1 pseudogene is annotated in these 441 nt (G+C 78.2%); it reads left to right on the forward strand.

The features are described 5' to 3' along the window. Window positions 1–441, forward strand: a pseudogene (locus tag AC2CHE_RS26995) (hypothetical protein); the annotation flags it as partial.

Raw genomic sequence — 441 nt, forward strand, 5'->3', positions numbered from 1 at the left:
GTGCTGGCCGGACTGCTGCGCCGCGACCCCGCGCACCGCACCGATCACGCCGAGACGCGCCGTCGGCTGCTGGCCGCAGCCGGGCCCGAGCCGACCAACGAGCCCGACCGGTCGGGTCGGGACACCGCTCCCCTGCCCACGGCCGGTGCGTCTCCCGCCGGCACCGCCGCGTCCCTCCGTGCCGCAGCCGTCCCGCCGATGACCTCCGCCTCGCCCCGCGTCGAACCGACCCGGCACCCGACTGTCGACGAGGCGACCCGGCCGTCGATCGGGCACGGCCCGGACCAGACCAGCAAACACGATCCAGATCAGACCGGCAGGCACGATCCAGATCAGACCGGCGGGCACGAACGGGCCAGGGCCGGCGGGGACGGCCCGGGCCGGGCCGGCGGGTCGTCGCCGCCCACCGCGCCCGCCGGCGGCTCGAAGGCGACGCCGGAG

The sequence above is a fragment of the Micromonospora sp. ATLC16 genome (assembly GCF_057196645.1).